The sequence below is a fragment of the Hydrogenophaga sp. T66 genome (assembly GCF_057219855.1).
Map to the genome: position 1 here is coordinate 203,428 of NZ_JBXVVX010000002.1, position 19,859 is coordinate 223,286.

The following is a 19,859-nucleotide window of genomic DNA, read 5'->3' on the forward strand; positions in this document are numbered from 1 at the left end:
GCTCAGACGCGCTCGCGCAGCGCCGTCTTGAGCACCTTGCCGTAGTGGTTCTTGGGCAGGGCGTCGACCATCACATAGCGCTTGGGCCGCTTGAACCGCGCGATGTGGTCGAGGCAAAAGGCATCCAGCGCCGCCGGATCGGGGGTGATGCCCGGCGCCGGCACCACGAAAGCCACCACCGCCTCGCCCCACGCCGGGTCGGGCGCGCCGACCACCGCCACCTCGGCCACGCCGGGGGCCATGAGCAAGACCTCCTCCACCTCGCGCGGGTAGATGTTGCTGCCGCCGCTGATGATCAAGTCCTTGCTGCGGTCTTTCAACGTGAGGAAGCCGTCACCGTCGAGCGTGCCCATGTCGCCGGTCCACAGCCAGCCGTCGCGCAGGGCGGCGGCGCTGGCCTCGGGGTGGCGCCAGTAGCCGGCCATGACGGTGTCGCCGCGGATCAACACCTCGCCGATCTCGCCAGCCGGCAGCGATTCGCCCTGCGGACCCGCCACGCGGATGCGCACCGGCGTTTGCGCCACGCCCACCGACGCCAAGCGCGCCTCGTGGCGCGGATGCGCCGTGTCGGCCAGGTGGGCGCGGCTCAGCACGGTGCCCGTCATCGGGCTTTCGCCCTGGCCGTAGATCTGCACAAAGCGCGGCCCCATGACGCGCAGCGCGCGACGGATGTCGGCGGCATACATCGGCGCGCCGCCGTAGACGATCGTCTTGAACGCGCGCGCCGCGTCGGTGGGCCCCAGCCCCTGGGCCTCGGCCTCGTCGACCAGGCGCTTGACGATGGTGGGCGCGGCAAACAGCGACAGCGGCCCCACCGCACGACCGAGCGTCCACAGCTCGGCGGCGTCGAAACCACCGGACGCGGGCACGACGTGGCGCGCGCCGGCCAGCAGGTGCGGCAGCGCGTAAAGGCCGGCTCCGTGGGACATGGGCGCGGCATACACGATCGCATCGCCCGGCCCCACCGGGTCCACATCGACGAAGTAGCCGGTGGCCATCGTCAGGAGGTTGCGGTGCGTGATCATCACGCCCTTGGGCCGGCCGGTGGTGCCGCTCGTGTAGAAGAGCCAGGCGGTGTCGTCGCCCGCGCGCTCTTCGATGGCCGGCAGGCCGTCGCCGCTGTCCAGCCAGTCATCCAGCGCCGGTGCGTCCAGGTCCATCACGCCATCCAGGCCGGTGAAGACCGACGGATCGGGCGCCACGTCGGACGTCACGAAAGCCCAGCGCGCCTGCGCGTTGTCGAGGATCCACTGCACCTCGCGCGGGTGGAGCTTGGCGTTCACCGGCACCGCCACCAGCCCCGCCCACCACACCCCAAACAGCAAGGTCAGGTAGCGCGGGTGGTTGCGCGCGAACAGCACCACCCGGTCGCCCGGGCGCAGGCCCGCCTCGCGCAGGCGGTGGCCGACGCGGGCCGCGCGCCGCGCCCACTGCGCGTGGGTGGCCACGGGGCGTTCACCCAGGCACAGGGCGGTGCGGTCGGGGTGCTGCTGGGCCTGGCGCTGCAACAGGTGCGCGAGGTTCATGGGTCGTTCTCCGGGTCGGCGGGCGGACACGCACGATAGCGCGCCCGGACGGGGGTATCGCGCGGGGGAGGCGACGCGTCGGCGACAGCGACTCGGGGAAAGCGAGCAGCCCCCGGCCTCGCGCCCGGCGGGGCCCCTGCCTACACTGCCCCGCCATGAGCGAACCGCATTCCCTCGACCGTCCGGTGGTGGTCACGCCCACCTCGTGGCGCGACCGCGCGCTGGCCGGCCTGCACCGCGCGCTGCTGCGCGCCCTCATCAAGCCGGTCTTTTCACCGCGCTGGTCGATCCGCTTCCAGCGTGCCTGGCTGGAGACGCTGGCCCGCACGACCGCGCCGGTGCCGCGCTCGGTGACGGTGAGCACGGGCGAGGCCGGCGGCGTGCCCGGCGAGTGGTTCCAGCCGCGCAGCGACGAGGCGCCGGCCGGCACCGTGCTCTACCTGCACGGGGGGGCCTACTGCATCGGCTCGGCCGCCACACACCGCGCCCTCACCGGGCGGCTGGCGCGCGCCAGCGGGCTGCCGGTGTTCTCCGCCAACTACCGCCTCGCCCCCGAGCACCCCCACCCGGCCGCGCTGCAGGACGCGCTGGCCGCGTTTCGTGCGCTGGCCGCGCGCGGCCCGGTCGTGATCGGCGGCGACTCCGCGGGCGGCGGCCTCGCGCTGGCCACCGCCCTGGCCCTGCGCGACGCGGGCGGCCCCCAACCCGCCGCGCTGCTGCTACTCTCGCCCTGGGCCGATCAGGTCATTCCGGACCCGCTGCCGCCGCCGGTACCCGGCGAAGCGATGCTCAGCCCCGCGTGGGCCGAGGCCTGCAGCGCCCACTACCGCGGCGCCACCCCGGCGGACGACCCCGCCATCTCGCCGATCCGCGCCGACCTGCGCGGCCTGCCGCCCACGCTGATCCAGGCCGGCACCGACGAGCTGCTGCACGACCAGGCCCTGGACCTGCACCGCGCCCTGCGCGCGGCCGGCGTGACGGCGCGCTGCGACATCACCCGCGGCCGCTGGCACGTGTTCCAGCTGCAGGCCGGCCTGCTGCCCAGCGCCGACGACGCGATCAACCGCCTCGCCTCCTTCACCCACGCCCACCTGCCGGGCGACCCCGAGGTCCTCATCCTCGGCGCCGGCATGTCGGGCCTGTGCGCCGCGCTGGCCCTGCAGCGCGCCGGGCGCCACCGTTTCGTCATCGTCGAAAAGCAGGACGGCCTGGGCGGCACCTGGTGGGATAACCGCTACCCGGGCGCCCACGTCGACGTGCCCGCCCCGGTGTACTCCTTCTCGTTCGCGCCCAACCCGGGCTGGACCCGCCGCTTCGCCGCCGCGCCGGAAATCCAGCGCTACCAGCAGGCCCTGGCCGAACGCTTCGGCCTGCTCGACCGCATCCGCTTCCACACCCGCCTGACCGAAGCCCGCTTCAACGAGACCGATCACCGCTGGTACGTCCGCGCCGAGGCCAGCCCCGACGCCCCGGCGCCCGGCAGCGCCCCCACGTCAGCCACCCTGCGCGCCCGCTTCTTCGTTTGCAGCACCGGCCCCCTCAACCAGCCGCGCTGGCCCGACATCCCCGGCCTCGACACCTTCACCGGACAGCGCCTGCACAGCGCCCGCTGGGATGCCCGCGTGCCGCTGCAGGGACGCCGCGTGGCCGTCATCGGCACCGGCTCCACCGCCTCGCAGCTGGTCGGTCCGATCGCGCAGCAGGCCGCCCGACTGCACGTCTTCCAGCGCACCGCCAACTGGGTGCTGCCGCGGCTGGACCGTCGCTACACCGCACTGGACCGCTGGCTCGCGCACTGGCCGCCCTACGCACGGTTCACCCGCTGGGCCTGGATGCAAGTGCTCGAATGGGGCCGGCGGGGCTTCGACGACGGCACCCTGGCGCGCCGCGGCATGCTGCGCACCGCCACCCTGCACCGCCAGCGCCAGATCCCCGACCCCGCCCTGCGCGAGCGCCTCGTGCCGCCCTACCCGCTGGGCTGCAAACGCATCATCTACAGCAACGACTTCTACCCCGCCCTCGCTCGCCCGAACGTCGAGCTCGTCACCGACCCCATCGCCGCCATCACACCCACCGGCATCCGCACCGCCGACGGCGCGGAAAGGCCTGTCGACGTGCTCGTCTGCGCCACCGGCTTTGACACCCACCAGCCACTGTCGTCGCTGACCATCACCGGCCGCGGCGGCCAGCGCCTGCGCGACGCCTGGGCCGACGGCCCGCAGGCGCACCACGGCATCAGCGTGGCCGGCTTTCCCAACCTGTTCCTGCTGCTCGGCCCGAACACCGGCACCGGCCACACCTCCACCCTGCTCTACATTGAGCCGGAGGTGCAGCACTCGCTGGCCTGCATGGCCGCGGTGCGCGCGGGCGGCCACCGCCACATCGAGGTCCGCGACGAGGCCATGCGCGCCCACAACGCCGCGCTCCAGGCCCGGCTCGACGGCTCAGTCTGGAGCCACTGCCGCAGCTGGTACCGCCACGACAGCGGCCGCATCACCGCCCTCTTCCCCGGCTTCACCGCCGAGTACGTCCGCGCCGTCGCCCGGCCACGCTGGGAGGATTACCGCTTCGGCTGATCGACGGTGCGACCGCCGCGCACAAAAATTTTCACCCCCGACCCGCCCGGTTTCACAACCCGCGCCCGGACGCCCGCCCTACCATCGCCGGCACCTGACGACCCCACCACCGCCCCGGAGACAAGCCATGCCCGTGATCACCCACATCGAAGACCTGCGCGTGCTGGCGCAGAAGCGCGTGCCGCGCATGTTTTACGACTACGCCGACTCCGGCTCGTGGACCGAAAGCACCTACCGGGCCAACGAAAGCGATTTCCAGAAGATCAAGCTGCGTCAGCGGGTGGCGGTCAACATGGAGAACCGCAGCACCCGCACCACCATGGTGGGCGAATCGGTGGCGATGCCGGTGGCGATCGCGCCGACCGGATTGACCGGCATGCAGCACGCCGACGGCGAGATCCTGGCCGCCAAGGCGGCGCGCAAGTTCGGCATTCCCTTCACCCTGTCGACCATGAGCATCTGCTCGATCGAGGACGTGGCGCAGCACGCCGGGCCGGGCTTCTGGTTCCAGCTGTACGTGATGAAGGACCGCGGTTTCATCGAGCGCCTGATCGACCGGGCCAAGGCGGCGCAGTGCGGCGCGCTGGTGCTCACGCTGGACCTGCAGATCCTGGGCCAGCGCCACAAGGACCTGAAGAACGGGCTGTCGGCGCCGCCCAAGCTCACGCTGCCCAACATCCTGAACATCGCGACCAAACCACGCTGGGCCCTGGGCATGCTGGGCACGCCGCGCCGCCAGTTCGGCAACATCGTCGGCCACGTGACCGGGGTGGCCGACATGAGCAGCCTGTCGTCGTGGACGGCGCAGCAGTTCGACCCGGCGCTGAACTGGGGCGACGTGGAGTGGATAAAGAAGCGCTGGGGCGGCAAGCTCATTCTCAAGGGGATCATGGAGCCGGAGGACGCGCGGCTGGCCGTGGCCTCGGGCGCGGACGCGCTGATCGTGAGCAACCACGGCGGGCGCCAGCTTGACGGCGCGCCCAGCAGCATCGAGGCGCTGCCGGCGATCGTGGACGCGGTGGGCTCGGGCATCGAAGTCCACATGGACGGCGGTATCCGCAGCGGGCAGGACGTGCTCAAGGCGCGGGCGCTCGGCGCGCGCGGCACCTACATCGGCCGCGCCATGCTCTATGGCCTCGGGGCGATGGGCGAGGCCGGCGTGACGCGGGCGCTGGAGATCCTGCACAAGGAGCTCGACATCACCATGGCCTTCTGTGGTCACACCCAGATTGACACGGTGGACAAGTCGATCCTGCTGCCTGGCACCTACCCGACCTGAGGCGTGGCGGCCGACGCGCCGCTATTCTCGCCGGCGTGACCCCGCCGCCGCGCCGCATCGCCCACCTCGACATGGACGCGTTCTACGCGTCGGTCGAGCTGCGCCGGTACCCGCAGCTGCGCGGGCTGCCGCTGGTGATTGGCGGTGGCCGGCGGCGCGAGGACGCGCTGTTTGAGCGGCTGCGCGCGGCCTTCCCCGACCGGGCGTGGGGCCCGGACTCGCTGGACCGCATTCCGGTCGACTTCTTTCCGCGGCTGCGCGACTACGTGGGCCGTGGCGTGGCCACCACCGCCACCTACGAAGCCCGGGCCTTCGGCGTGGGCTCGGCGATGGGGCTGATGAAGGCGGCCCGGCTGTGTCCGGAGGCGGTGCTGCTGCCGGTGGATTTCGACGAGGTCAAGCGCATCTCCCGCACCTTCAAGCGGGTGATCACCGACATCGCGCCGGTGATGGAGGACCGCGGCGTGGACGAGGTGTACATCGACTTCACCGAGGTGCCGGGCGGGCAGCGCGAGGGCGGTCGCGTGCTGGCTCGCCTCATCCAGAAGAGCATCGCCGAGGCCACCGGCCTGACCTGCTCGATCGGCGTGGCGCCCAACAAGCTGCTGGCCAAGATGGCCAGCGAGTTCAACAAACCCAACGGCATCAGCATCGTCCAGCCGGACGACCTCGCCCCCCGCATCTGGCCGCTGCCCTGCCGCAAGATCAACGGCGTGGGCCCCAAGGCGGACGCGAAGCTGCAGACCCATGGCATCACCACGATCGGTGAACTGGCGGCGCGGGACCGCGACTGGCTGATCGCGACCTTCGGCCGCAGCCACGGCGCCTGGCTGCACGACGCGGCCTGGGGCCGGGACGACCGGCCGGTGGTGACCGAGAGCGAGCCGGTGGGCCTGAGCCGGGAGACCACATTCGACCGCGACCTGCACGCGGTGCGCGACCGGGAGGCGCTGGGGGCGATCTTCACCCGGCTGTGCGAGCAGGTCGCCGCCGACCTCGCGCGCAAGGGCTACGAGGGTCGCACCATCGGCATCAAGCTGACCTACGACAACTTCGAGAAGGTCACGCGCGACCTCACCCTGCCCACGCCGACGGCGGACGCGGCGGCGATCCGCCGCGCGGCCGGGCAGTGCCTGAAGCGGGTCGACCTGTCGCGGCGCCTGCGGTTGCTGGGCGTGCGGGTGGCCAAGCTCAGCCGGCCCGGCGATCCCGCCGCCGCGGCGCCGACAACCCCGGCCACCGACCGGTTGTTCTGACCGCGGTTTGACGGGCGCTGACGGGAAACTTACAGTGACCGCTCCACCCTCCTGGAGCGCGCCATGTCCACGACACCGCCCCCCCGCGTCACGCTGGCCGAGCTGCAGCGCATCAAGCAGTGGCATGTCGACCACCGCGAGGAGCGCCCGCTGGAGTACCACCTGTTCGACGGCGTGCTGACGCTGTGGCTGATGGGCTGGCTGGGCTGGTTGCCGTCGGCCGTGCTGCAGGTGGTGTGGGCGGTGCCGCTGTGCGTGGCCGGCATGGTGTTGCCCCACCTGTACGTGCGCTGGCGGGCGCGGGCCCACGCGGCGCAGCGTCTCAGGTGCGACTGGCTGGCGACGCCGGCCTCATCACAATGACCGCATGAACGACACCGCCCTCACCTGCTTCCACCTGTCCGTCGGCGCCGACCACGTGGCGCACCTGGTGCTCGACCGCCCGCAGGCGATGAACACCATGAACCCCACGTTCTGGCGCGAGCTCGACGACGTGCTCGCCCGCTTGCACCGCGACGGTACCGCGCGTGCGCTGGTGATCAGCAGCACTGGCAAGCACTTCAGCGCCGGCATGGCACTGGAGACCTTCGGCGGCGCGATCACGATGGACGACCAGAGCCCCGAGGGCCGGGCCGCGATCTTCGACCTGCTCAGCGACATGCAGGCGACGTTCACGCGGCTGGAGCAGTTGCGCATCCCGGTGATCTGCGCCATCCAGGGCGGCTGCATCGGCGGCGCGGTGGACATGGTGAGCGCGGCCTGCATCCGCTACGCCAGCGCCGACGCCTTCTTCTGCATCCAGGAAATCAACATCGGCATGGTGGCCGACGTGGGCACGCTGCAGCGCCTGCCCAAGCTCATCCCCTTCGCGCTGGTGAAAGAGCTTGCCTACACCGGCCGGCGCATGACCGCCGGGCGCGCGCTGGCCAGCGGTCTGGTCAACGAGGTGTTTGAAACCCACGCAGCCACCGTGGAGGCCGCGCTGCAGTGCGCGCGGGAGATCGCCGCCAAGCCGCCGGTGGCGATCTGGGGCACCAAGCAGGCCGTCACCTACGCCCGCGACCACAGCGTGGAAGACAGCCTGCGGCAGATGGGCTGGCTGCAGGGCGCCATCTGGAGCAACGCCCACGTGCGCGAGGCCATCGCGGCCATGAAGGACAAGCGCCCCGGGGATTTCACCCCGCTGGCGCCGCTGCAGTCCTTCCAGTCGCTGGGCTGATGCGGCGGCCGCGCTCAGGCGGCTGACGCGGCGCGCCAGGCCAGCAGCGCCACCGACGCGCCCAGCAAGGCCCACGACCCACCGCGCACCACCCGCGCCTCGTACCACGGCCGGTGCACCGCCGGCTGCACGATCAGCACCCAGGCCGCCACGAGCGCCAGTTGCGCCAGCTCAATCCCCAGGTTGAAGCCCAGCAGCGCCCAGGGCAGCAGCGCGGGCGACGCCCCGGCCTCGCGCAGCAGACCGACAAAGCCCAGGCCATGCACCAGCCCAAACACCAGCGCCAGCGCGGCGTTGGGCAGGCGGCGCACCGGGTACAGGTTGAGCAGCGCGGTCGCGCCGATCGACACCACGATCATCGTCTCCACCCACGGGCCGCCCACGCGCAGCCAGCCCAGCGTGGCCAGCCCGAGCGTGATCGAGTGCCCCACGGTGAAGGCGGTGACGGCCGCCAGCAGCCCCCGCCATTCGGGCGGGCGCCCGGCGTTCCACGCGCGCCCCGGCAGACGCAGGGCCAGGTGCAGCGGCAGCACGAGCGCCAGCAGGAAGGCGATGTGGTCAGGCCCCTGCAACAGGTGGGCCGCACCGAGCCACACATGATCGACCACCGTGTCGAGGCGCCCCTGCGCCTGCGCCGCGGCGGCGAAAGCGTGGGACTCGCCGGGCGCCAGCGTGGCCAGCACCGGCTGGCCCGCGCGCTCGCCCGACAGGAGCAGGCGGTGGCTGGTGTCGGTGGTGGCGAACAGGCGGTAGTCGAGCCGGCGCACCGCGTCGGCGCCGGCGCAGGGCCAGGTGGCCTCGGCCACCCAGTAGGTGCCATCGCTGCGCCGCTCCAGGCCGGCGAAACGCCAGTCGGCGTGGCACGCAGCGCCGCGCTCGTCCAGCCAGCGCAGGTCGCGCGCGAGCAGGCCGTGCACGGCGGTCTCGGCCGCGCGCACCTCGCCCCAGGTGACGCGGCCATCGGCGTTGGCATCCAGGACAACCGCCTGGTCGAGGTCCTTCAGCGCCACCGAGATCCGCGCCCCTTCGGGCGCCAGCGCGAGGTAGGCGTCACTGCCCTTGTGGGCCCAGGCGGGCGCCAGCGCGCCCGCGCCCAGCACCAGCCCGGCGATCCACCGCCGGGCGCGGGCCCACGCGGTCACGACGCCACCCGCAGGCGCACGTCGCGCAGTCCGGCGGCCGCGAGTTGCTCGCGCCACGCGGCCAGCCGATCGATCTGCCGGGTGCGCCGCGCGCTCTCCAGCGCGATCCACCAATCGATCGGCTCTTTTTGCAGCGTGAGATTGCGCTCGGCCCAGCGCAGGGCGGCGCGGGGATCGTCCTGCAGCCACAGGGCCATGAGGCCAAACTCGCGCGCGTGGGGCGTGAGGTCCTCGCCGCGCCGTTCCAGGCCGCGCTGGCGGTCGAGGAGGGCCACGAGGGCGGTCTGCCAGCGCGCGTCACCGCGCTGGCGCCAGGCCGCAGCCCGGCGCAACAGCACCGCATCGGTCTCGGGCTGATCGGCCAGCGCCCGCAGCGCGGCATCGGGCTGTTGCCCGCGCAGGCGCAGATCGGCCAGGGCCAGGGCGGTGTAGAGGTCGGGGGCGGCGCGCAGGCTGTCCTGGTAGCGCGCGGCGGCGCCGCGGTCGTCGCCCTGGCGCTCCAGATGCTCGCCCCAGAGCGACTGCACCCAGGCCAGCGAGCCGGGATCGGGCGCGGCCGCGGCCAGCGCGGCCCAGTCGCGGGCGGTGTCGTCGCCGCGCAGGCTGCGCAGTTCCAGCGCGCAGGCGCGGGCGTGGAAGCCGGCGCCGGCGCGCGCCACCCCCGCGCACGCGCGCAGGGCTTCGTCGTAGCGGGCCTGCAGGCGCTGCAGGGTGGCCAGCGTGAGCCAGGCCTGCGCGTTCAAGGGATCGACGCTCAGGGCCTGCTGCAAGCGCACGGCGGCGGCGTCGAAGGCGTGTTGGCCCTGCAGCACGGTGGCTTGCAGGACCAGCAGATCGGCCGGGGCCCGGGGGTCGTCCCACCAGGCGCCGAGGGCCGCGCGGGCGCGGCCCCAGTAGCGCGCGTCGCCGGTGCGGCGCGCGGTCTCGATGGCCTCACGCGCCAGCGCCGCCGCCAGGGGGACGGCGGGGCGCGCGAGGGCGTCGGGGGTCGCGGGGGTGGCGGCGGGCCGCAGGCGCGTGACCTGCGGCAACACCTCCACCACCGCGTCGTCGGGTCCGGCGGGCACCGGCATGACGGTGGCCTGCGCGGCAGCGACCCCCAGGGCCAGCAGCAGACCGATCCTGCGCGGTGCCCCCGGCATCACAGATCCCTCGGCTCGGCGGTGTCGCTGATCGCGGGCTGGACCGTGCCCAGGCTCAGCGGCTCACCGGTGTCAGTGGTGATGAGTCCGAGGGCAAAGGCCAGCAGCGCGTCCACGCTGTTGCCGATGGCGGCCGGCACCGCGGTGAGCGGTGCGGCCGTGACCGGACCGCCATCGCCACCGCCGCCGCAACCGGCCAGCAGGCCGGCGCTCAGCAGCACCGCGGCGCACCACCGGGCGGTGCGGGTCGGGCGCTCGGCCGGCGTCATTGGGCACCTCCGGCGCCGGGGATCGGCGTGTTCAGGTACGGGAAGCCCGACAGCAGCGGCACCACGGCCTGGTCCACGGCGTCGTGCAGGCGGAAGGCGGTCTGGCCCAGGGGCACCGCGGAGGGACGGCAGGCGGTGCCGAAGCCCAGCGCGTTGTTGTCGCCGTTGGCCATGCACAGGCCACCCATCACCGCCACCAGCGAGATGTCGACCACGTCATCCTTGGGCCGGCGGCCATTTGGATAACCGGCGTTGTCGTTGCCGCCGGCCAGGATGTTGCCCACGATGCCCAGGCGGTTCTGCTCGGCGAACGGCACCGCCGGGATGGCGGTGTTCAGGCGCAGCATCTCCGAGGCCACCACGCCCGCCGGCTGGTTCACGTTGGGAATGCCGGTGAGGAAGGTCGTGACCAGGTCGGTGCGCGGGAAGTTGGTCGGCGCGGTGCCAGGCAGGTTCAGCGCAATCTCCAGCAGCGCCGGCAGCGTGGGGTTGGTCACGTAGGTGGCGAACTGGCCGTCGCTGCGCGGCTTGCTGGCGTTGAAGCGGTTCTTGTCGGGCAGGCCGATGACGACCTCGTTGACCAGGGGCATGCCCAGGCGGGAGACCTGCGTCCAGGCGCCACCGGCGCGCTCGGCGCTCTGCAGGCCGCTGCCGGGCGCGCCGTCGATCAGGCGCACCTGCCGCAGGCTGGCGGTCGTCCAGCCGCCGATGACCGGGGCGTTGGGGCCGCTGGTCAGGCAGCTGATCGGCACTTCCAGCGCCAGGGTGGTGACGTTCTTGTCGCCGATGGTGTTGGGGGCGGCGTTGATCAGCGCGGGGTTGGTGATCACATCGACCGGCGCATTCACGAGGTCGAAGATCGTGCCCAGGTTGACCGCGAACGGGTCCTGGCGCTGGCCCACGAACACGCGCGACGGCGTGCTGCAACCCGGCAGGTTGACCGAGTAGACGTGCTGCGCGGCATAGGCCGCGTAGTCCGGGAAGGTCTTGGTGCCGATGTGGTCAAACGGCTTCTTGAAGGTGCCCACGTTCACCGCCGCGCTGCTGCGCTCGCCGCGCCGCACGCTCAGGGTGAAGTTCTGCTGCACGTTGAGCGCCGCGTCGCTGCCGGCGGTCACGACGCCCGCCTGGCTCAGCGGAATCGGCACGTTCACGCCACCGATCGGCAGTGTCACACCGGCGTTGTTGTTGGCCAGCCGGTTGTCAAAGCGAAAGCCGAAGGTGATGTCTTCGCGGGCGTCGCCGTTGTTGTCGATGTGGATCTCGTACAGGGCGTTCGGATCCATCAGGAAGTAGTTCGGACCGCCGTACGGGTCCTGCAGCGGTTGGTAGTTCGCGATCAGCGTCACGAAGCCACTGCGACCGGACTCGTAGCTGCGGAACATGTAGAAGTCGGTCGCGTCCACCTTGGGGCTGGTGGTGATGAAGGGGGCCTCGCGGTGGCTGGACGCCAGGGCCGCAGTGGCCATGAGCATCCCCACGCAAGCGCCCACCAGGGCACGGGGTTTCACTAACATCGGAGGTCTCCACGGGCATTGACGGCAACAGCGCCGTGTCCCAGTTACGCGACCGGTGTCGCGGCGGATTCAACCCCGATGAAAATCTTCCACAACCCCGACCACGCCGCCCACGCCGGGCGGGTGGAAATGTTCCGCGGCCAGCTGGTCGCTGCCCACGAAGTGCCCGCGCGGCTCGACCACGTGCTGGCCGAACTCCAGCGACGCCCGCTCGGGCCCATGGCGCCGCCGGCGGTGGACGACGCGGCGCTCGACCGCGCGCTCGCTGCGGTGCACGACCCCGCCTACCTGGATTTCCTGCGCGGCGCGTGGGAGGAATGGGTGGCGCTCGACCCGGCCAACGTGGGGCGCGACGCCCTGCCCTCGGTGTGGCCGCTGCCCGCGCGCCACGGCTTTCGCACCGACGCCCTGCCGCGCCATTTCGCCGCCCGGCTGGGCCGCTTCGGTTTCGACGCGGGCACGCCCTTGACCGCCGGCAGCTGGCGCGCGTCGCGCACCGGAGCGGCATGCGCGCTGGCCGCGGCACAGGCCGTGCTGGCCGGCGCGCGCAGCGCCTTTGCGCTCACCCGCCCACCCGGCCACCACGCCGGCCCCGATTACTTCGGCGGCTACTGCTTCCTGAACAACGCAGCGGTCGCCGCGCAGGCGCTGCGCGATGGCGGCTGTGCGCGCGTGGCCGTGCTGGACATCGACTACCACCACGGCAACGGCACGCAGACCATCTTCTACGAGCGGGCCGACGTCTTCACCGCGTCGCTGCACGGCGACCCGGACACCGAGTACCCGTTTTTCCTCGGCCGCGCCGACGAGCGGGGCGCCGGCGAAGGCGAAGGCTTCAACCTCAACCGGCCCCTGCCACGCGGCACCGGCGCTGCCGCGTGGCGCGCCGCGCTCGACGAGGCCCTGGACGCGGTGGCCCGCTTCGACCCGCAGGCCCTCGTCGTGCCGCTGGGCGTGGACACCTTTGAGGGCGACCCGATCTCCGGGTTTGCGCTGCGCAGCAGCGACTACCCCGGCATCGGCGCAGCCCTGGCGGGCCTGGGCCTGCCCACGGTGTTCACCTTCGAGGGTGGCTACGCGGTGGCCGAGGTGGGCGTGAACGCGGTCAACGTCCTCGAGGGCTTTGCGCGCGGGGTCTGACGCGGCAGCCTGGCGCGGCGCGTGCGGTCTGTCACACGGCTGTCGCGTGGCTGAATCTGCGCGGCGCGGCGGCGCGTAAGCGCAGGGTGAGGTCCTCATGTCCCTTTCCCCCACCACCGCGTGCGGCGCTGCGCGTGCGGGCACAATGCGCGCATGCGAGCCGACCCGGACCACACCCTGATCGCCCTGCTCGACCGCATCGCGCGGCGCGACGAGGCGGCGCTGCGCCAGCTCTACGACCTGACGTCCGGGCGGTTGATGGGCGTGTCGATGCGCATCGTGGGCAAGACCGAGTGGGCCGAAGACTGTCTGCAGGACACCTTTGTGCAGGTGTGGCGCACCGCGGGCGACTACCGCGCCACGCTGAGCCCGCCCATGGCATGGCTGGGCCTGATTGCGCGCAGCCGCTCGCTCGATTTCCTGCGCCGGCGGCAGGCCGAACGCGGTCATCTCACCGACGAGCTCGACGACGCGATGGCCGACACACTGGCCAGCGACGAACCCACCCCGCAGGACTTGAGCGAAGCCAGCCAGCAGGCCGTGGCGCTGCAGCAGTGCCTGTCGCGGCTGGAGTTCAAACAGCGCCAGGTGGTCAGCCTGGCCTACCTGCGCGACCTCAGTCACAGCGAGCTGGCCGAACAGCTCAGCCTGCCGCTGGGCACCGTGAAAACCTGGATCCGCCGCGGTCTGGAGCAACTGCGCACGTGCATGGCGCGGCTGGCCTGAAGGGGTACGCATGAACATCGCCCGTCACCCCGAACTGCTGGACCGCCTTGCCGCCGCGTACGCCCTCGGCACGCTGCGGGGAGGCGCCCGGCGCCGCTTTGAATCGCTCGCCCGCGAACTGCCGGAGGTGCGCGCGGCGGCGCTGCTGTGGCAGGGTCGCGTGTCGGCGCTCACCGAGGTGCAAGCGCCGGTGGCGCCCGCGCCGGCCGTGTGGACGCGCATCGCCAACCTCGTGCGCGCCGACGACGATGCGCAGCGCATGGCCGCGGCGCGCGGCCCAGCGGCGACGGCGCTGCCCTGGTGGCAGCGCCTGGGCTGGTGGCAAGGCGCCACGGCCGCGGGGTCCTTGGCCGCGGTGATCGCGTTCACCACCGCCAGCGCCCTGCGCAGCGACCTGAGTGCCGAGCGCCAGCAGGTCGCGGCCCTGCAGGGCTCGCTCGGCCAGGCGCAGGCCGCCCTATCGGCGCGAGACACCGAGGTGTCCGCGCTCCAGCAGGAACTGGCGCGTGCGCCGCGCGTGGAATATGTGGCGGTGCTGAACGACCAGAAGGCCAGCCCCGCGCTGCTCATCACCTTCGACCCGGCCAACAACCGGCTCCATGTGCAGCGCGTGGGCGGCTACGAGGAAGCACCGGACAAGTCGCTGCAGCTGTGGGCGCTGCCGCCGGGCGCAGCGCCGCGCTCGCTGGGCGTGCTCAACCGCGAGCGGCTGCTGCAATTGGCCGCCGACCGCAGCGCGGTGGCCGAAGTGCCGGCGCTGGCGATCAGCCTGGAGCCGCAAGGCGGCGTGCCGAGCGAACGCGGCCCCACCGGCCCGGTGTTGTTCAGCGGCGCCCTGATCCAGAAGCAGCTGTGACCGGCGCGCCCGCGCGGGCATGAAAAAACCGGCCAGCGGCCGGTTTTTTCGGGGGGCGGACGGCGCTCAGTAGCGCGGGCCGTTGCTGCGGTAACCACCGCCGCTGCCGCCTTCTTTGGGGCGCGAGATGTTGACCACGATCTGGCGACCGTCGACCGACTGGCCGTGCAGACCGTCGATGGCGGCTTGCGCTTCAGCGGGGCTGGACATCTCGACGAAGCCGAAGCCTTTGGAGCGACCGCTGTCGCGGTCGATCATCACCTTGGCGGACGCAACCTGGCCGTAGGCGGCGAAGTTGTGGCGCAGGGAATCGTCATTGACGGAATAGGGCAGGTTGCCCACGTACAGTTTGCTGCTCATGGTTGAGCCTTTCGAGTGTGTGGCGCGCGCCGCCCGGAGTTCGGGGGTGCACCACGAGAGAAGGCGGTGAGCGGCGTGAGCCGCCTCGCCTGGAGAAGACGGCGGACCGGCAAAGGCCCGACCGTCAGGGATCGTCGGCCGAAGGGGCCGGCCAGTCACTGGCAAGCGCGCGATGCTACGCGGCCCGGGCGGAATCACCTAATCATTTCGTGAGAATCGCCGTCGGCGCGACCAACGGTCGCCCGCGCCGGGCGGGGCTCACTGCCGCGCGGTGCGCACGTTGGCCGGGGGCTGCTGCGGGTGGCTGCTGCGCCAGGGGTTGATGTCGAGGCCGCCGCGGCGCGTGTAGCGCGCGTACACGCTGAGCTTGGCCGGCTTGCAGCGGCGCCAGATGTCCATGTAGATGCGCTCGACGCACTGCTCATGGAATTCGTTGTGGTTGCGAAAGCTCACCAGGTAGCGCAGCAGGCCGGCCTGGTCGATCTGGGGCCCGCTGTAGCGGATCTGCACGCTGCCCCAGTCGGGCTGGCCGGTGACGAGGCAGTTGCTCTTGAGCAGGTGGCTGACCAGCGTCTCTTCCACGGGTTTCTCGTCGAGCGCGGCGCTCAGCAGCTCGGGCGCGGGCTGGTAGTGGGTGCACTCCACGTCGAGGCGGTCGATGCTCAGGCCGTCGAGTTCGTGGATGGGTTCGGCGTCGAAGGCCTCGGGCGTGAGCAGGCGCACGCCCACGCCCGCCCGCACGGGCCCGCCGGCCCAGATGGCCGCGCTGAGGTCGCGCTTCAGGCAGTCTCGCACGGCGTCGGCGCTGGCGAAAGGCGTGTTGTTGAAGCTGTTGAGGTAGAGCTTGAAGGACTTGCTCTCCACGATATGAGTGCTCTCGGCGGGCACGGTCACGTGGGCGATCGCCACCTGCGGCTTGCCCCGCGGGTTGAGCCAGGACAGTTCAAAGGCGGTCCACAGGTCGCAGCCGATGAAGGGGATCGGGCCGTCGATGCCGATCTCGGCGCGCTTGGTCTGGCGCGGCAAGGGGTAAAGCTGGCCCGGGTCGTAGCGGTCGACGTAGGCGCTGGCCTTGCCAAGCTGGGAGTTTTCGGGGGTGTGGTCGGTCATGCGAAGGTGCGCTCGCGCAGCCATTTGGTGGCGACCCACTTCTCGCCTTCCAGCACTGGCGCGCCGCCGTGCAGGGTCCGGGTGGCGGGGTGGGGCCGGTCGTAGCTGAAGAACACAGCGTGGCCGCGCACCGGCGCCACCTCCAGCCCGATGTCGGGGAAGGTGGTGCCGCCGCCGCGGGTGGGCTCGTTGAGGTACATCACCAGCGTGGCCACACGCTGGCCGCCGCGCTTGAGGATGGTGGGGGTGCCGGGCTCGGCCGGGTCAAAGTAGTCGTAGTGGGGCTTGTACTCGGCGCCGGGCCGGTAGTGCAGCACCTGGATGCCTTCGCCGTGGTCCACCGGCCACCCCACCAGGCGCGCGATGCGGGCTTCCACGCGGGCCACTTCGGGCGTCTGGCCGCGGGCAAAGAACATGCCGTCGCTGGTCCGGTCGGGGTTGAGTTCCTCGCCGCCGGTCTTGGTCTGCACGGTGCGCGAACGCGCCAGGTGCGGGCGCGCCTGATCGATGATCGCCTCGCACTCGTCGGCCGACAGCAAGCCGCCGAGCACCACCACGCGCGGGTGTTTCACGCTGGCCACGATCTCCACCCAACGGTCGCCGGCGTCGATGCGGCGTGGCGAACCCGCGAGGTCGATGGTGGGCAGGCGCGCCACCGCCGCGGGTTCGGCCAGGGCTGCCGGCAGGGTCAACGGCTGCGCGGGCGCGATCGATTTGAGGTGATCCGAGAGCGTGGTTTCGAGCGCGGCGATGGCGGTGTCTTCGTCCCAGCCGGCGCTGCGCATGGCCGCCAGCACCTGGTCTGGCGCGAAACCGGCCGTGGCCTGCTCGATGATCCAGCGACGCAGTTCGGGGGTGACCGTCTGGGGCACGGGCTGCCGCGGCTCAGGGCCGCGCCTCACGGCGAAACACCAGCCGGTCGGGCTCCGACACCTCAGCCACGTAGCGGTAGCCCTCGAGGTCGAAGTCGCGCAGCCGCTCCGGCGTGGCCGCGCGGTGCAGGACCGCCCAGCGCACCATGAGGCCGCGCGCGCGTTTGGCCATGAAGCTGATCACCTTGTAGCCCGCGGCCTTGCGCTCCTCAAACACACACTGCACCACCCGCGGCTGCAGGACCTTGAGGTCCACGGCCTTGAAGTATTCCTCGCTGGCGAGGTTGACGACCACCGGGGTGGCGTCGGCGCGGGCGCGCTCGTTGAGGTACTCGGCGATGCGGCTGCCCCAGAACTGGTACAGATTGGTGCCGTGGGCGGTGGTCAGGCGCGTGCCCATTTCCAGCCGGTACGGCTGCATCCAGTCCAGCGGACGCAGCACGCCGTACAGCCCGCTGAGGATGCACAGATGTTGCTGCAGCCAGTCCAGTTCCTGGGCGCTGAGCGATCGGGCGTCCAGGCCGCCGTAGACATCGCCATCGAAGGCGAGGACCGCCTGCTTGCTGTTGGCCGCGGTGAACTTCGGGCGCCAGGCCTCGTACCGGGCCACGTTCAGCGCGGCGAGCGTGTCCGACAGGTCCATCAGCGCGGCGACGTCCTGCGGCGACTTCTGGCGCAGCACGCCAACCAGTTCCTCGGCCTGCGGCACGAACATCGGCTGCGTGTGCGCGACGACGTGGGGCGGCGTGTCGTAGTCGAGGGCCTTGGCGGGCGAGAGAAGAAAAATCATGGCGGCGTTCGCACCCGACAAAGGGGCTTCCCAACGAAGCCCCGATTATCGCGAAGCGCCGCCGCGCGCCCGGCCTCAGCGCAGATCGCCCGCCAGGCTGGCGAGGGTTTCGGCGGGAATCATCACGTGCGATGGGTAATGGGTGTGATCGCAGCCCAGCTTGACCGCCGCCCCCGCGCGCACGGCGGCGATCATCGGGGGGCTGAACTCGAAACGCACGAAGTGCACGGCCGAGGTCTTGAAGGCGTTGTCGCGGTCGAGGTCTTCGTCGGCAATGGCGTACACCCGGGCGTGGCCCTCGACCTCGACAAACAGCCGGTCTTCCACGCCGATGAGCCGTGCCAGCTCGCGCTTGCGTTCGTTGACATCGGCGTATTCGATGAGCATCGTGGCCTTCCAGTTGGTGCCGTCCGGCACCAGCGGCGCGTAGGCCTCGACCTCGTGTTCGATGCCCTCTTCCTCAAATATCTTCTCCACCCGCAGCATTTCCTGGATCTGGTAGCGGATGGTCATTTCGCTCTCGAACTGCAGGTTGATGTGCTCGCCGAGCATCACGCTGCGCAGCTTGCGGTGGGCAATGACCTCCGCCTTGTGGGCTTTGCGCCACTTGCTGTAGGCCTCCAGGGTCATCAGGTTGTCGGGGGTGATGTGGCCGGTGAGTTGCATGGAAGTCTCCGGGAAAGGGAGTGGAGCGATGGGGGGCTTGGGCGCGCCTGCGCGGGAGGCCTCAGCACAGGCCGTACGCCCGGGCCACGAGACTCAGCGGGTGCTGCAGCTCGGGCGCGCCGAGGCCATTGACCTCAAACCCCTGCGCGATGTGGTGCCCGCCCAGGGGGCAATCGGAGCTGATGAAGTCCGGTGGCGTGCCGTCCTTCATGGTGGCCATGGCCTTGAACACCGGCTTGCCGATCTTCATGGCCTGCTGGTGGTAGGCCTTTTTCACGCCGAAGGTGCCCGCGTGGCCGCTGCAGCGCTCGATGCTGTTGACCGTGGTGCCGGGGATCATCTTCAGCATTTCCTCGGTCTTGCGGCCGATGTTCTGCACCCGGCCATGGCAGGGGATCTGGTAGCTGACCTTGCCCAGCGGCTGCGGGAACTCGGTCTTCAGCAACCCGTCGCGCTTGCGCGCCATGAGGTACTCGAACGGGTCCCACATGGCCTCCTTCACGCGCTGGGTGTCCGCGTCGTGGGGAAACATCAGCGGCAGCTCCTGCTTGAACATCAGCGCGCAGCTGGGCACCGGCGCGAGGATCGCGAAGCCGTCCTTGGCGTAGCGCGCCAGCACCGGGATGTTGGCCTCTTTGGCCGCCTGCACCGAATCGAGATCGCCCAGCTCCAACTTGGGCATGCCGCAGCACTGCTCTTTCTCGACGATCGTGTACGGGATGTCGTTGTGGTCGAGGATCTTGAGCAGGTCCAGGCCGATGCCCGGCTCGTTGTAGTTGATGTAGCAGGTGCTGAAGATCGCCACCTTGCCCGGCGTTTTCTCGCCGTCGACCACCGCGGTGGCGCGGGCGTCGGGGGCTTGCGAACGAAAGCGCCTGGTGGCGAGCTCAGGCAGCCAGGCGTTCTTGTCCACGCCCAGGTGCTTTTCCATCAGCGACCGGCCGGCGGCGCTGTGGTTCACCGCATTGGCGACCTGCACCACCACCGGAATGCCGGCAAACATGCCGTGCTTGTCGGTGGAGGCCAGGAATTGCTCGGCCGCGCCGACCTCGCCTTTCTTGAACTTGATGGCCTTGGCCCGCAGCATGGTGTGCGGGAAGTCGAGGTTCCACTCGTGCGGCGGCGTGTACGGACACTTGGTCATGTAACACAGGTCGCACATGTAGCACTGGTCGACCACCTTCCAATAGTCCTTCTTGTCGACGCCATCGACCTCCATCGTCGAGCTCTCGTCGACGAGGTCGAACAAGGTCGGAAAAGATCCGCAGAGGCTCACGCAGCGGCGGCAGCCGTGGCAGATGTCGAAGATGCGCTCCAGCTCGACGTACAGCTTGCCCTCGTCCCAAAAGTCGGGGTTCTTCCAGTCGAGCGGGTGGCGGGTGGGCGCTTCCAGGTTGCCTTCGCGGGCCATAG

19 protein-coding genes are annotated in these 19,859 nt (G+C 71.3%); 8 read left to right on the forward strand and 11 right to left on the reverse strand.

Going from position 1 to position 19,859, the window contains the following annotated elements; all coding sequences use genetic code 11:
• Nucleotides 1-2: 2 nt before the first annotated feature.
• Nucleotides 3-1,526, reverse strand: coding sequence for a class I adenylate-forming enzyme family protein (locus AC2D80_RS09930; RefSeq protein WP_484632857.1), 1,524 nt, complete (start codon nucleotides 1,524-1,526; stop codon nucleotides 3-5).
• A gap of 155 nt (nucleotides 1,527-1,681) precedes the next feature.
• On the opposite strand from AC2D80_RS09930, the gene AC2D80_RS09935 reads away from it, so the two are divergent.
• The 5 genes from AC2D80_RS09935 (at nucleotide 1,682) to AC2D80_RS09955 (ending at nucleotide 7,856) form a co-directional block, all read left to right on the forward strand.
• Nucleotides 1,682-4,102: an alpha/beta hydrolase fold domain-containing protein gene (locus AC2D80_RS09935; RefSeq protein WP_484632858.1), complete on the forward strand. Its 2,421-nt coding sequence runs from the start codon at nucleotides 1,682-1,684 to the stop codon at nucleotides 4,100-4,102.
• Between the two features lie 127 nt (nucleotides 4,103-4,229).
• A complete protein-coding gene (locus AC2D80_RS09940; protein ID WP_484632859.1) occupies nucleotides 4,230-5,381 on the forward strand; it encodes an alpha-hydroxy acid oxidase in 1,152 nt (383 codons plus the stop codon).
• Between the two features lie 71 nt (nucleotides 5,382-5,452).
• Entirely contained in the window at nucleotides 5,453-6,637 is a 1,185-nt protein-coding gene (locus tag AC2D80_RS09945) for a Y-family DNA polymerase (RefSeq protein ID WP_484633318.1), read from the forward strand.
• Between the two features lie 63 nt (nucleotides 6,638-6,700).
• The gene (locus AC2D80_RS09950) at nucleotides 6,701-7,000 is read left to right on the forward strand and encodes a hypothetical protein (RefSeq protein ID WP_484632860.1); all 300 of its coding nucleotides are present in this window, start codon (nucleotides 6,701-6,703) and stop codon (nucleotides 6,998-7,000) included.
• Between the two features lie 4 nt (nucleotides 7,001-7,004).
• Nucleotides 7,005-7,856: an enoyl-CoA hydratase-related protein gene (locus tag AC2D80_RS09955; RefSeq protein ID WP_484632861.1), complete on the forward strand. Its 852-nt coding sequence runs from the start codon at nucleotides 7,005-7,007 to the stop codon at nucleotides 7,854-7,856.
• A gap of 14 nt (nucleotides 7,857-7,870) precedes the next feature.
• Here the strand turns inward: AC2D80_RS09955 and AC2D80_RS09960 are convergent, their stop codons facing one another.
• Genes AC2D80_RS09960 through AC2D80_RS09975 form a run of 4 tightly spaced genes read right to left on the reverse strand, consistent with a single transcriptional unit; the run spans nucleotide 7,871 to nucleotide 11,926 of the window.
• Nucleotides 7,871-8,998, reverse strand: a complete 1,128-nt coding sequence (locus tag AC2D80_RS09960; RefSeq protein ID WP_484632862.1) for a HupE/UreJ family protein — start codon at nucleotides 8,996-8,998, stop codon at nucleotides 7,871-7,873.
• Nucleotides 8,995-10,140 carry a tetratricopeptide repeat protein gene (locus tag AC2D80_RS09965; RefSeq protein ID WP_484632863.1) on the reverse strand — a complete coding sequence of 382 codons (1,146 nt, stop codon included), beginning with the start codon at nucleotides 10,138-10,140 and terminating at the stop codon, nucleotides 8,995-8,997. The genes AC2D80_RS09960 and AC2D80_RS09965 overlap by 4 nt, the downstream gene beginning before the upstream one ends.
• Complete coding sequence (locus tag AC2D80_RS09970; protein ID WP_484632864.1) at nucleotides 10,140-10,409, reverse strand: hypothetical protein; 270 nt, start codon at nucleotides 10,407-10,409, stop codon at nucleotides 10,140-10,142. Before AC2D80_RS09970 ends, AC2D80_RS09965 begins: the two co-directional genes overlap by 1 nt.
• Nucleotides 10,406-11,926 carry a DUF4331 domain-containing protein gene (locus AC2D80_RS09975; protein WP_484632865.1) on the reverse strand — a complete coding sequence of 507 codons (1,521 nt, stop codon included), beginning with the start codon at nucleotides 11,924-11,926 and terminating at the stop codon, nucleotides 10,406-10,408. The genes AC2D80_RS09970 and AC2D80_RS09975 overlap by 4 nt, the downstream gene beginning before the upstream one ends.
• Nucleotides 11,927-12,004: 78 nt before the next feature.
• On the opposite strand from AC2D80_RS09975, the gene AC2D80_RS09980 reads away from it, so the two are divergent.
• The 3 genes from AC2D80_RS09980 (at nucleotide 12,005) to AC2D80_RS09990 (ending at nucleotide 14,648) form a co-directional block, all read left to right on the forward strand.
• Entirely contained in the window at nucleotides 12,005-13,066 is a 1,062-nt protein-coding gene (locus AC2D80_RS09980; protein WP_484632866.1) for a histone deacetylase family protein, read from the forward strand.
• 153 nt (nucleotides 13,067-13,219) lie between these two features.
• Nucleotides 13,220-13,792 carry an RNA polymerase sigma factor gene (locus tag AC2D80_RS09985; RefSeq protein ID WP_484632867.1) on the forward strand — a complete coding sequence of 191 codons (573 nt, stop codon included), beginning with the start codon at nucleotides 13,220-13,222 and terminating at the stop codon, nucleotides 13,790-13,792.
• 10 nt (nucleotides 13,793-13,802) lie between these two features.
• A complete protein-coding gene (locus AC2D80_RS09990) occupies nucleotides 13,803-14,648 on the forward strand; it encodes an anti-sigma factor (protein WP_484632868.1) in 846 nt (281 codons plus the stop codon).
• A gap of 66 nt (nucleotides 14,649-14,714) precedes the next feature.
• On the opposite strand, the gene AC2D80_RS09995 is transcribed toward AC2D80_RS09990, so the two are convergent.
• The 6 genes from AC2D80_RS09995 to AC2D80_RS10020 all read right to left on the reverse strand — a co-directional run bounded on the left by AC2D80_RS09995 (nucleotide 14,715) and on the right by AC2D80_RS10020 (nucleotide 19,857).
• Nucleotides 14,715-15,008 (reverse strand): RNA recognition motif domain-containing protein, encoded by a 294-nt coding sequence (locus AC2D80_RS09995; RefSeq protein WP_484632869.1) that lies wholly within the window; start codon nucleotides 15,006-15,008, stop codon nucleotides 14,715-14,717.
• Between the two features lie 258 nt (nucleotides 15,009-15,266).
• The gene (queF, locus tag AC2D80_RS10000; RefSeq protein ID WP_484632870.1) at nucleotides 15,267-16,118 is read right to left on the reverse strand and encodes an NADPH-dependent 7-cyano-7-deazaguanine reductase QueF; all 852 of its coding nucleotides are present in this window, start codon (nucleotides 16,116-16,118) and stop codon (nucleotides 15,267-15,269) included.
• Entirely contained in the window at nucleotides 16,115-16,990 is an 876-nt protein-coding gene (locus AC2D80_RS10005) for a 2OG-Fe(II) oxygenase (protein ID WP_484632871.1), read from the reverse strand. The genes queF and AC2D80_RS10005 overlap by 4 nt, the downstream gene beginning before the upstream one ends.
• A 13-nt stretch (nucleotides 16,991-17,003) precedes the next feature.
• Complete coding sequence (gene yaaA / locus AC2D80_RS10010) at nucleotides 17,004-17,780, reverse strand: peroxide stress protein YaaA (protein ID WP_484632872.1); 777 nt, start codon at nucleotides 17,778-17,780, stop codon at nucleotides 17,004-17,006.
• A gap of 75 nt (nucleotides 17,781-17,855) precedes the next feature.
• Nucleotides 17,856-18,446 (reverse strand): DUF3501 family protein, encoded by a 591-nt coding sequence (locus AC2D80_RS10015; protein ID WP_484632873.1) that lies wholly within the window; start codon nucleotides 18,444-18,446, stop codon nucleotides 17,856-17,858.
• A 61-nt stretch (nucleotides 18,447-18,507) separates the two neighbouring features.
• Nucleotides 18,508-19,857, reverse strand: coding sequence for a (Fe-S)-binding protein (locus tag AC2D80_RS10020; RefSeq protein WP_484632874.1), 1,350 nt, complete (start codon nucleotides 19,855-19,857; stop codon nucleotides 18,508-18,510).
• Between the last annotated feature and the right edge of the window lie 2 nt (nucleotides 19,858-19,859).